The 11,835-nt window shown below is 53.6% G+C and carries 11 protein-coding genes; 10 read left to right on the top strand and 1 reads right to left on the bottom strand.

The features are described 5' to 3' along the window. Nucleotides 1-222: 222 nt before the first annotated feature. Together yaaA and CSQ89_RS17150 are read left to right on the top strand one after the other, a co-directional pair. A complete protein-coding gene (gene yaaA / locus CSQ89_RS17155; protein ID WP_099407316.1) occupies nt 223-999 on the top strand; it encodes a peroxide stress protein YaaA in 777 nt (258 codons plus the stop codon). Between the two features lie 1,348 nt (nt 1,000-2,347). Beyond that, the gene (locus CSQ89_RS17150; RefSeq protein ID WP_099407315.1) at nt 2,348-3,883 is read left to right on the top strand and encodes a peptidase; all 1,536 of its coding nucleotides are present in this window, start codon (nt 2,348-2,350) and stop codon (nt 3,881-3,883) included. A gap of 336 nt (nt 3,884-4,219) precedes the next feature. On the opposite strand, the gene CSQ89_RS17145 is transcribed toward CSQ89_RS17150, so the two are convergent. Further along, nucleotides 4,220-5,059, bottom strand: coding sequence for a PhzF family phenazine biosynthesis protein (locus tag CSQ89_RS17145; RefSeq protein WP_099407314.1), 840 nt, complete (start codon nt 5,057-5,059; stop codon nt 4,220-4,222). 127 nt (nt 5,060-5,186) lie between these two features. Between CSQ89_RS17145 and pcnB the strand changes: the two genes are divergently transcribed. The 8 genes from pcnB to hemF all read left to right on the top strand — a co-directional run bounded on the left by pcnB (nt 5,187) and on the right by hemF (nt 11,708). Continuing rightward, the gene (gene pcnB / locus CSQ89_RS17140; protein ID WP_099407313.1) at nt 5,187-6,527 is read left to right on the top strand and encodes a polynucleotide adenylyltransferase PcnB; all 1,341 of its coding nucleotides are present in this window, start codon (nt 5,187-5,189) and stop codon (nt 6,525-6,527) included. Beyond that, a complete protein-coding gene (folK, locus tag CSQ89_RS17135; RefSeq protein WP_099407312.1) occupies nt 6,524-7,003 on the top strand; it encodes a 2-amino-4-hydroxy-6-hydroxymethyldihydropteridine diphosphokinase in 480 nt (159 codons plus the stop codon). The genes pcnB and folK overlap by 4 nt, the downstream gene beginning before the upstream one ends. A 70-nt stretch (nt 7,004-7,073) precedes the next feature. After that, nucleotides 7,074-7,712 (top strand): deoxynucleoside kinase, encoded by a 639-nt coding sequence (locus CSQ89_RS17130; RefSeq protein WP_099407311.1) that lies wholly within the window; start codon nt 7,074-7,076, stop codon nt 7,710-7,712. A 312-nt stretch (nt 7,713-8,024) separates the two neighbouring features. Next, nucleotides 8,025-8,816 carry a 3-methyl-2-oxobutanoate hydroxymethyltransferase gene (gene panB, locus CSQ89_RS17125; RefSeq protein ID WP_099407310.1) on the top strand — a complete coding sequence of 264 codons (792 nt, stop codon included), beginning with the start codon at nt 8,025-8,027 and terminating at the stop codon, nt 8,814-8,816. A 9-nt stretch (nt 8,817-8,825) separates the two neighbouring features. Continuing rightward, nucleotides 8,826-9,407 carry a GNAT family N-acetyltransferase gene (locus tag CSQ89_RS17120; RefSeq protein WP_158229026.1) on the top strand — a complete coding sequence of 194 codons (582 nt, stop codon included), beginning with the start codon at nt 8,826-8,828 and terminating at the stop codon, nt 9,405-9,407. Continuing rightward, on the top strand, nt 9,364-10,212 hold the full coding sequence (gene panC, locus CSQ89_RS17115) for a pantoate--beta-alanine ligase (protein WP_099407308.1): 849 nt from the start codon (nt 9,364-9,366) through the stop codon (nt 10,210-10,212). The genes CSQ89_RS17120 and panC overlap by 44 nt, the downstream gene beginning before the upstream one ends. A 112-nt stretch (nt 10,213-10,324) precedes the next feature. Then, a complete protein-coding gene (gene panD / locus CSQ89_RS17110) occupies nt 10,325-10,705 on the top strand; it encodes an aspartate 1-decarboxylase (protein WP_099407307.1) in 381 nt (126 codons plus the stop codon). A 106-nt stretch (nt 10,706-10,811) separates the two neighbouring features. Further along, nucleotides 10,812-11,708, top strand: coding sequence for an oxygen-dependent coproporphyrinogen oxidase (gene hemF, locus CSQ89_RS17105; RefSeq protein WP_099407317.1), 897 nt, complete (start codon nt 10,812-10,814; stop codon nt 11,706-11,708). Nucleotides 11,709-11,835: the final 127 nt, after the last annotated feature.

Below are 11,835 nucleotides of genomic sequence, written 5' to 3'. Positions count from 1 at the left end.
AACCGGGCGATGTGCATCAATTGGAGGCAGATTGACCTCAACTGCTCCAACCGCCCGGTGCGGACCCGCATGCCGGGTGGTGTGGCAGGGGTCGGCCAGAACATCTGGTCGCCCCTATGCCGATTGGCCGGCAGCAGAGGGAAGGGGTGGGTTATTCCGTTTAGGTGATTACCATCGCCGCCAGTAAAATAGTGCGCTCCTCTCAGTGCTTTTTCCTTTGCCATGCTCTTTGTTATTTCGCCTGCAAAAACCCTCGATTTCGATACTCCGGCTCAACATGAGCACAGCACGCTGCCTGCATTCATCCCGCAGTCGACGCAGTTGATTGAAACACTGCGCCAGCAAAGCCCGGCTGACATTGCCAAGTTGATGACCATTTCGGACAATTTGGCGGCACTGAACGTCGCGCGTTACCAAGACTGGTCGCCACGTTTTACCTCACATAACAGTAAGCCCGCGGTATTGGCTTTTATGGGGGATGTTTATGAGGGCTTGGATGCCGCCAGCCTTGATAGCTCGCAAATCAAGCTGACTCAACAACGTTTGCGGATACTTTCCGGCCTGTATGGCCTCTTGCGCCCACTGGATTTGATGCAACCGTACCGTCTTGAGATGGGTACTCGGCTGGCCAATCCCCATGGCAATAATCTCTATGCATTTTGGGGTAATACCATTACCGATGCCCTAAATGCCGAGTTGGCCCGCCAAGCTGAACCCGTGTTGGTAAACCTGGCGAGTGAGGAGTACTTCAAGTCGGTCAAGCGCAAGCAGTTGAAAGGCCGGTTGGTTGATTGTGTGTTTGAGGACAACAAGAACGGCCAGTACAAGGTCATCAGCTTCTACGCCAAGCGGGCAAGGGGGTTGATGGTGCGATACGCGATGCTTAACCAAATTGACCGGATGGAAGACCTGAAAAACTTTGATTTGGAGGGCTATCGTTTCGCATCTGCCGAGAGTACATCGGATAAGTTGGTGTTCCGCCGTAGATTGGTTGCTTGAGCGCACGTAGGTAGGTAGGAGGGCTCTTGGTGGGCAAAGGTTTAGAACAGGCTTGTGTGCACCAGCCGGCAGTCTAGATACTGGCATTTGAAGCCAGACAAGTGGGCCTTCGGCACATTTTCTGGCCAGGGATAATGTAGCCAGCCATGCTGTCAGGTATTGTGGGAGACTTACCTCTGCCATGCCATAGTGCACGGCTAGCCAAATAGTCGGTGTGTTGGGATTGGTCCATTCAACCTTGTGGCGACAATGCGCAAGGATGTCCACAAAGTCCCCCGGGCGCAATACCCGGACCGCTGCTTCCCCGTCGAACAATAAGCCCGCCGGCCTCGCCAGCGCGGCGACCCATTCAACTCTGCGGCGGGCAAAGTACCTTAATCCTGTTGGACTGGCTTGGCACCTTATGTTTCGCGAGAAATGACGCACCCTGGCATCCAGGAAACGTTTGTTTGATGGACGCTAGTCGCCGCCTCGGTATGTTGTCACGCAAGTCGATAGTGGGCACCGGATAAAGCTTCACTGCTTGTTCGACATAGCGTTGGTCACGCTCGCCGGCGGCAATTTTTGCGAACAGTTCATCATTGAATGCAGTGCAGGAGCCGGCGCGATGTGCTAATGAGTGTGTGCGTTTTACAACGTATTTTCTCCTGGAGACTGCTGGGTGTATAGCGCGTTCGTATCTTGGTTCTACCCAAAGTATGAGTGTGTGAGACCCAATTTTCCGCGATATGCGTCACTGCCTAGCATGTTGTCATTATTGTCTTGTGGGCTGTTATTTTATTACTTTTCTTTACTGTCAACTCATCAGTGGCAACTTACCAATTTATGCTTGTACATTGATTGGATTGAAAAATAGCGGTTAAACATTGTTAATGGTGATTAATGCTAAGCTATTGTTATTCTCAATTATCTTTTGTTTTTATTTGTAATAAAAATCAGCCCTGCTTAATTAATGACAATGCATTAAAAGAAGTACAGTAAATTATAATTATGTGAAACTGTGAATAGCAAGTAATTACTCCATGATTAATATATAATATATGACGTTAATTAGAAATGGATTAAATGTTTTAATTCTTAAAATAAATCATTAAATTTTCATTCTTAAAGACTGCTGGTAGACTGCGTAATTGATGAGATCGGTATTTCTCTCTCCGAAATAAAAATCTGATCATCTGCCTGAAAGCTGGAAGGCCAGCCGACAGGTTGCTTGCTAATAAAGAGCCAGAAGCTCTTATCGAGGCAGGCAAGCGCTTTCCATGGCATTAATTATTTATGTTTTGGCATTTATTTTATAATGCTATGGTGAGGCGCCTGTAAATTAATTGAATTAAGAAAAGGCGTAATCATGTTCCAGAATAAGGCCAAATTTTGCCTTACCGCAATTGCATTTGCACTTTCCATTCCTACCTTTGCGCAGGTAAGCCAATCCGAACAAAAAGCGATTAGCGATTATTTGCAACGTTTTCAGCGCGATCCGCAAAAATCGATGGATGAAGTACCCGTAAAAACTGCGGTAGCGCCCTTTGCACTTAAATCGGTACCTAAGTTTTCACCGCAGTCGATTCAGTCGGGTAGTTTCGTAGAAGAAAAAGATGCGATGCGCTTCAATTTGCTGAATGGCGCAAAGCGGCCTGGCGCTCGTGCAGCTGCTGCTGTACGCGGAAATGACAATCCGGCTAGTCTGGTGGATGCCGGTGCGAGCTTGATTGGTAATGTGGTGGAGATGGATAACCGTCGTCTTGGTAGCGCTCGGTTAACTGAGCAGCCATGGTCCGACACCTATTGGCCGCTCTACAACGGTTCGGTTAGCTACCGTTATGGCGACCCTGATGTGTACAGCAACAACCCCAGTACCTGGAAAGACTACTGGACCTATTCCAACACGCTGCGTCCCGTGTCTGGCTACCTCAGCAGCCTGAAGACCGAATTGCTGTCCCCAGCCGAAAAGTATGACCTGCTGGTTAATGACGGTAGCTTCAGCTTGACCCGCGCTGGTTGGAAAATGGGCGAAGGCTATTACAACAACTCGGGCAGTGTAGAAGGCTGGATGGGCTTGTGTCACGGTTGGGCGCCTGCGGCATACATGCTGCCACGTCCAAAGAAGACAATTACCGTTACGTCCCCAGCTGGCCAGTCGGTCAAGTTCTATCCGTCTGACGTGAAGGCTTTGGGCACTATGCTGTGGGCTGAAGCTGCACCTTCCACCCGTTTCATTGGTGGCCGTTGTAATGCAAAGGATCCGGCAAAAGACCAAAACGGTCGTATCATCGACGAAGCTTGCTTTGACACCAATCCTGGTAGCTGGCACCAAGCAGTGGTTAACCAGATCGGCGTTGCCAAGCGCAGCTTCGTGATTGACGCGACGTTTGACTACGAAGTGTGGAACCAGCCGGTATTGGCTTACAGCTATACCTACTTCAATCCGCAAACTGGTCAAGCTTACAACACGGCTAAAGAAGCCATGATTGCCCGTGCCAACTACACCAGTGACAAGTTCTCAAAGTATCGCGGTAATAGCGCGGTCAATATTGTTGGCGTGAAGATGAATCTGAGCTACATCGTGGAAACGTCGCCTACACATAATGACACCGATGGTCCGCGTAACGATGCGATCACCAACGTTGCTTATATGTACGATTTGGAATTGGATAGCCGCGGGAACATCATTGGTGGTGAGTGGTACACCAACCGTCATCCGGACTTCTTGTGGACGCCGGCGCCAACACAACGCGCTGTGTCTTACTACAACCCGACCGACCTGTGGGATACGCGCAATCCGTTGCCGGCGCACTGGACCGGTTCGGCCGTCAATGCTTCGCGTTACAGCCAGCCGTTGACTGCCGTGGTGGAACAGTTGTTCAAGCTGTCTTCAGGCCAGTAAGTGTTGTGCTGAGTAAGACTGATTTGGAGGTTCTGCGACAAGATCTGTCAAGCAGCCCCGCGATTGCAAGGCCACGCCTCTCGTCTTGCAATCCACGCTTAACCATCCAATCAGTCTGACGGGCAGCCCAAATCGGGTTATCCCTCGGCCTATTACGCCTCTGCTCACTTTTGGTGAGTGGGGGCGCTTTTATTTAGAGCCTGTCTAAAGTCTCGCGAGCTAGGGCAAGATAAGGCGAAAACAGCCGAGGAAGTGGAGTTTACAAGTGGTAAATGAGCATTCCGAGGGTGTTTTCAACGCCATATTGCCGACGCGTAGCAGACTTTAGACAGGTTTTTAGTCCCAGTGGAGTTCGCCCTGTCCCAGTGCTTGGACTCGACCACCGACATGGATTTCCCCTGCCTTTACCTTCAGGCTCAGTACATTGGGGCGACCCATGGCTGTGCCTTGCAAGATGGTGGCATCGAGTGTTGCCTGGCCCTGCGTCGCCAGCCAGTAACCACCCAGATTGGCGGCAGCCGACCCAGTGCCCGGGTCTTCTGCGATTCCTGAGTCCGGCGTCCAGAAAAAGCGGGATTCAAAACCATTGGCAGTGCGTGCAAATACATAGGCTTTGGGTTTGCCAGTATTGTTGACGCTGTACTGATACATCAGTTCGCTGTTTGGCTTGCAGGCATGCACGTACTCGGGCGAAGCCAACGGAATCATGGCTTGTTCGTTACCGCAGCTTACCCACAACGCCGGCCCAGCAATCGCAGCCTCAGGTAAACCCAGCATGGAAGCCAGCTCGGCAGGGCTGGCAGTCATTGCCCGGTGCTCGGGCGTGTTGGCCGCCAGTGTCCAGCGGTCGCCCTGGGCATGCACGGGGATAATGCCAGCCTGCATCTCCAACGTTATTTCGTCGCCACTACGTTTTAATTGGCGCACCACGTGGGCAGACCCGAGGGTAGGGTGGCCGGCAAAAGGCATTTCATAGGTGGGGGTGAATATACGGATACGGGCTGTGGCGTTGCTGGAAGGTAGTAGAAACGTGGTTTCGGACAGGTTGAACTGGCGGGCAATCAGCTGCATTTCTGTGTCGCTGAGGCCGGTGCCATCTTCAATAGCTGCCAGTGGATTGCCGCCAAAAGGGGTTTCGGCGAACACATTCAGGATCTGGTATTGGATGCGGGGCAAGGCAATTCACTCCTATTGTTTCTACGGTTCCGAAAAGTAGAAAAGTGGTTGAAGAAACGCTATCCGCTTGCGGCAGCCCATGCCGTTATAATCAAGACTTCCACAGGGACCTTAAACTCAAAAAATAATGATTCGAAAACTGATTGGCCGCGTTTTCAGGCTTAACAAGCAACAGGGCGGCGGCCGGGTAGTCATTCCCCTCAAACGTCACGGAATTAGCCGTGACCACTTGCCAACCTTTGCTTTGAAGACCACTGACCAGTTGCAGGCTGCGGGCTACGAGGCCTATATCGTAGGCGGCGCAGTACGCGACTTACTGCTTGGTAAAGACCCAAAAGATTTTGATGTGGCGACCAATGCGACCCCGGAAGAGGTGCATAAGGTATTCCGCCGCTCTCGCATCATTGGCCGTCGCTTCAAGCTGGTACATGTACTGTTTGGCGATGAGGTGGTGGAAGTGTCCACCTTCCGTGGCAGCGGCGACGCCATGACCGACGACGCCGGACGGATCATCCGAGACAACACCTGGGGCAGCCAGGAAGACGATGCCAAACGGCGGGACTTCACGGTCAACGCGCTGTTTTACGACCCTAATCGTGAAGAGATCATCGATTTCCACGGCGGCGTGGCGGATATCGAAAAGAAACGCATGGCCATGATTGGTGTGCCGGCCGTGCGTTACCGGGAAGACCCGGTACGTATGCTGCGCGCCGTGCGTTTGGCGGCCAAATTGGGTTTGAGTATCGACCCGGTTACCCGCAAGCCGATTCGCGAACTGGCTGAATTGCTCGAAAATGTACCATCCTCGCGCCTCTTCGATGAGATGCTCAAGCTCTTGTTCAGTGGTCACAGCTGGGTCTGCCTGATGCAGCTGCGCGATGAAGGGCTGCACCATGGTTTTTTCCCGCTGCTGGACAAAATGATGGCGATGCCGCATGGCGAAGCCTTCCTGCGGACAGCGTTGGAAAACACCGACCGCCGTATTCGCGAGGACAAACCGGTATCAGCCGGCTATGTGTTTGCCTCGTTGCTGTGGCTGGAAGTATTGGATAACTGGGATAAGCGAAAAGCCGCGGGTGAAAAGCCCATGCTGGCCTTGTTCTCTGCTATCGATGAAGTGGAAGCGGTGCAGGAAGAAAAATTGGCGATCCCCCGCCGTTATGGCAGCACTACAAAGGAAATCTGGGCGCTGCAACCACGCTTCGAACACCGTTCCGGTATCAAGCCTTTCCGTTTATTGGAGCACCCTCGTTTCCGCGCGGGATACGATTTTCTCTGTCTGCGGGCGGGTTCCGGCGAAGTGGAGCAGGAATTGGCTGATTGGTGGACTGAATTTCAGGCGGCCGATGGCCAAAAGCGCGAAGCCATGCTGATACGCCCTCAGGCGGGCGACCCAGCAACCAAGAAACGCCGCCGTCGGCGTGGTCCACGCGGTGGGGCTGGTGTGGCAGTGGATAACGCACAATGAGCGTACGCGCCTATATCGGCCTGGGGGCCAACCTGGGAGATGCAGCCGGCACCGTGCAGGCTGCCATGCTGGGCTTGGCAACATTGCCGACGACGCAGTTGGTTACCGCCTCATCTTTTTACCGCAGCGCACCGGTCGGGTACGTCGACCAGCCGGATTTCATCAATGCGGTGGCCGCGATCGATACAGATCTTGAGGCCCATTTATTGCTGGATGGATTATTGGCGCTGGAGCAGCTGTTCGGCCGCGAGCGCAGTTTTCGTAATGCGCCTCGTACGCTGGATTTGGATTTGCTGCTCTACGGTGATGCTGTCATGCATGACAAGCGCCTGACCTTGCCGCATCCACGCATGCAGGATCGCAGCTTTGTGCTCCTACCATTGCATGAAATTGCAGCGAAGTTGCAATTTCCGGATGGTACGGCATTGGCGACGTTGGTTGCAGCATGTGATCAAACCGGTCTGAAACGGTTGTAGGGCATACGCAAAACCATGGAAACGCGATGCGTAAAGCTTATGTCAACAAAGCCTAGATGGGGATTCGACAATGAGTTTGGCGCGTTACCGTTACATTGTGGTTGAGGGCCCCATCGGGGCGGGGAAAACGACCTTGGCCAAGCGGCTGGGAGAGCATCTGGGAGGGAATCTACTCCTGGAAAAGCCAGATGCGGTCCCTTTTCTGCCCAAGTTTTATCAAGACATGCAGCGCTATGCGCTACCGACCCAGTTGTCCTTCTTGTTTCAGCGGGTTGAGCAAGTAGAAAGCCTTACCCAGATGGATTTGTTCGGTGGCCAGACGGTTGCCGATTTCCTCTTTGATAAAGACCCGTTGTTTGCCCAGTTGATACTAAGTGACGACGAATTTCATCTTTATTCCACGATTTATCGGCATTTACGCGTAAGAGCCCCGACGCCGGATCTGGTCATTTACCTGCAGGCAGATATTGAAATCCTGCTCGAACGCGTGCGAAACCGGTCGAACGACTATGAAGCGTTGATGGAAGATAGTTATCTACGCCAGTTGGCGGAGCGCTATAGCCGCTTCTTCTACGATTATATTGATGCACCACTGCTGATTGTGAATACCGAGCACCTGAATCTGGTAGATGACGTGGAGGACTTCCAATTGCTGCTACGGTCAATCGAAGGTATGCGTAGCGCACGCGAATATTTCAACAAGGCTTGAGTGCCTGTTCAATAGTTTGTTGTATCTCCCTTGTTCAGGCTGAGGCGTCGCTCGGTATAGGTCTTGCCGATTCAGATGTATTTCGGCTTTCATCCTGGGCTAGCCGGGTTTGGTTTCCTGTAATAGACAGTAACCGCCAGTAGGTTTGTGGCGGGAATGGGTTGAGTAGGGTGGCGACTTTCGGCTATTGTGGCACCGCATCGAAAAGATGCAGCCAAATGCTTCAATGCGCCGACATAGTGCCGGTTTGGCGTGTGCAATAGTCTTGCAGTGAATTAGAGCAAGCGCTTGATAACCTGACTGGATTCACCCATGAAGATCACCGTTTCCACCCTGCAAAAGCTGAAGCAGGAAGCCCAGAAAATTGTCATGTTGACCTGCTATGACGCTAGTTTCGCCAGCCTGATGGCCGATGCAGGGGTGGAGATGCTGTTGGTCGGCGACTCGCTCGGCATGGTGATTCAGGGTGAAACATCGACCCTGCCTGTTACCCTCGACCAAATGGTCTACCACACCCGTTGTGTGATGAAACACGCCAAGCAGGCGATGGTTGTGGCGGACTTGCCGTTTGGTGCTTATCAGCAAAGTCCGCAGCAGGCATTTGAAGCGGCTGCACGCCTGATGGCGGCAGGAGCCGAGATGGTCAAGTTGGAAGGCGGGGAGTATATGGCCGAGACAGTGCGCTTTCTGGTGCAGCGCGGTATTCCGGTCTGCGCCCATATCGGTTTGACGCCTCAATCAGTGCATACCTTTGGCGGTTATAAGGTCCAAGGTCGTACGGACAGCGCTGCCGAGCAACTCAAGCAGGATGCCAAAGCGCTGGAAGCCGCGGGGGCTGCCTTGGTGCTGATGGAAATGGTGCCGGCTGCGTTGGCCAAGGAAATAACCGCCAGCTTGCAGGTGCCGACGATTGGTATCGGTGCGGGAGTCGATGTTGATGGTCAGGTACTGGTGGTTTACGACATGCTGGGCATCTACCCCGGCAAGAAGGCGCGTTTCGTAAAGAATTTCATGCAGGGGGCGACCAGCATCGGTGGTGCGTTGGAATCCTATGTGCGCGAAGTGAAAGCCAAGACCTTTCCTGCGGTTGAACACAGTTTCTGAGTCTTGCCTGTGTTGACGCTTCTCTCCGGCCGTCTGGTGCTGCGGGATTTCCATCCTACGGATGAGGTGGATTATGTCGCGCTGCGAACCGGCGAACAATTCAGCCGCCTTTACCCCGCAGATGAAGTTGGCCCGGCAGCCAGTCGATACCTGCTGGCCATGTTTATCGGTTGGCAGGTAGAGCCTGAGCGTAGTTGTTGGCAGTTGGCGATCACGTTGCGCGACAATGGTGCCCTGATAGGGTCGTGCGGCGTGCGTGTGCTTGTACCGGGCGAGATGTCATTCGGTTGTGAGTTGGGGGAGCGCTACTGGCGGCAGGGATATGCGCTTGAAGCGGCGGATTGCCTGTTACGCTTCGCCGCCGAACAGCTAGGCTGCCAGCGGGTGGTTACCGATACCCTTGAAGCAAATCATTCCGCCTTGATGTTGGCGCAACGACTGGGCTTTATCGCTGAGGCCAGTACAACGCCCAGAACGCGAATTCAATGGTCAGTCCTGGCCGGCCATACGCCTGTACAAGGCCTTGGTCTGATAACGAAGGAACATTATGCAAATCTTCAACACCATCGCCGACCTTCGGGCCTGGCGTAAAAGCGTAGGCTTTGTCGCGTTTGTGCCCACGATGGGTAATCTGCATGAGGGACATATTTCGCTTTGCACTGCGGCCAAAGCCAAGGGTGGCAAAGTAGTCGTGTCCATCTTTGTCAACCCCTTGCAGTTTGGTCAGGGCGAGGACTTCAATACCTATCCGCGTACCTTTGAAGAAGATTGCGCCAAGCTCAAAGCCGTAGGCGTGGATGCGGTTTTCCACCCGACGGTGGATCAGCTTTACCCGCGTATCGAGCAGCAATACAAGGTCGAGCCGCCAGCCATCCAGCACGAATTGGACGGGCAGTTCCGCCCTGGCCATTTCCGTGGCGTGGCGACGGTGGTGACCAAGCTGTTCAATATCGTGCAGCCCAATGCCGCCATGTTTGGCAAGAAGGACTACCAGCAACTTAAAGTAATTGAAGGCATGGTGGCAGATCTCGATATGCCGATTGAGATCATACCGGTGGATACCGGCCGTGCGGCGGATGGCCTGGCCTTGTCTTCACGCAATGGTTATCTCACCGAAACCGAACGCCTTGAAGCACCGCGCCTGCACCGTAACCTTGCTGCTATCAAGACAGCTTTGGAAACGGGTGAAACCGACTTTGTGAAGTTGACGGAATCTGCCCGTGCTGACTTGGAAAACCACGGTTGGCGTGTCGATTACGTTGAAATACGTGATCAACAACGGTTAGAGCATGCACGGCCAGGGGACCGGGAGATAGTCATTCTGGCTGCTGCCCGCTTGGGAAAGCCGCGTCTTATCGATAATTTGGAGGTGACACTTAGCGTTAACTTAAGCTGACGTTCCTGCTTTTATTGTGGGCATGCCTCCTGTGCTGGATTATGCGCATCGTCGGAGGTTTGCCATCAACATCCGGACCGTGCTTAAAGCCCGGCCTTTGTATTGGAATACCATGAAACGCCATTTACTCAAGTCCAAGCTGCATCGCGTCACAACCACTCATGCCGAGCTCAATTACATTGGTTCGTGCGCCATTGACGAGAATCTGCTCGAAGCGGCGGATATTCTCGAATATGAACAAATCGACATTTGGAATGTTACCAATGGTGAGCGTTTCCAAACCTACGCCATCCGGGCCGAGCGTGGTTCCGGGGTGATTTCGGTGAATGGCTCGGCTGCCCGCCGCGTACAGGTAGGCGATGTTCTTATCATCGCCAGTTTTGGGGTATATGAGCGTGCCGAAATCGCCGAACATGTACCCAAGCTGGTGTTTGTTGATGGCCGCAACGATATCGCAGAGTTGTCGAGCCTGACGCCGGTGCAACCGGCCTAGATATAGTACAAGATCGTACGCAGCCCAGTTCGTTTGCCTTGACGCTCAAATGGGCTGAAATGCCTTATGTGGCTGACCTGGACCCTCCATCAACAGAGTCATGAGCATGGATACGCAGCAGATAAAACAGTATTTCCTCGGTTTGCAGCAACGCATTGTCACCAACCTGGAAGCCGCCGATGGTAGCCGGTTCTTGCGTGATGAGTGGCAGCGGCCAGCAGGTGGCGGCGGTATCAGCTGCCTCTTGGAGGGTGGCCAGTTGTTGGAGCGTGGTGGCGTAGGCTTTAGTCATGTCATGGGCGATAAGCTGCCACCATCCGCCAATGCGCACCGGCCCGAGTTGGCTGGCCGCGCATGGGAGGCCATGGGGGTATCGTTGGTTTTTCATCCGCGCAATCCTTACGTGCCAACCGTGCATATGAATGTACGAATGTTCCGCGCCTTTGCAGCAGGCCAGGAGGATGTCTTCTGGTTTGGTGGGGGCATGGACATGACGCCCTACTATGGCTTCGAGGAAGACGCTGTCCATTTCCACCAGACCTGTGCCAATGCACTTGCGCCATATGGCGAGGACAAGTACCCACGCTTCAAGCAGTGGTGCGATGACTACTTTTTTCTAAAGCATCGCCAAGAGCCGCGCGGTATTGGCGGAGTGTTCTATGACGATTTCAGCGAGTTGGGCCTGACCGACAGTTTTGCCATGACGCGTGCCGTGGGTGACGCGCTGGTGCATGCCTATCTGCCCATCGTCGAGCGTCGGCGCGGCATGCCTTATGGCCAGCAGGAGCGTGATTGGCAAGCTTATCGCCGTGGGCGGTATGTTGAATTCAATCTGGTCTGGGACCGGGGGACGTTGTTCGGTTTGCAGACGGGCGGCCGTACCGAGTCCATTCTGATGTCCATGCCACCTGTAGCCAACTGGCGCTACGACTATAAACCGCAGTCCGGCACGCCTGAGGCAGCACTGCTGAGCGAGTTTCTGACGGGCCGTAGATGGATATAGCCGCTCGTGCGGCTTGGCTTGTGGTATTCCAGTGCGCTTATCTAAACTGCAGGCATCGCCTCCTTTGCGGCACGAGTGTCCGGGCGAGGGGGGGGGGGGGGGGGGTCGGAGCCCGCTGGGCCTGGTT

The sequence above is a fragment of the Chitinimonas sp. BJB300 genome, from assembly GCF_002735695.1.
Taxonomy (GTDB): Bacteria; Pseudomonadota; Gammaproteobacteria; order Burkholderiales; family Chitinimonadaceae; genus Chitinimonas.
The sequence above is the reverse complement of the archived record's forward strand: the minus strand, read 5'-3'. Positions and strand labels throughout refer to the sequence as shown.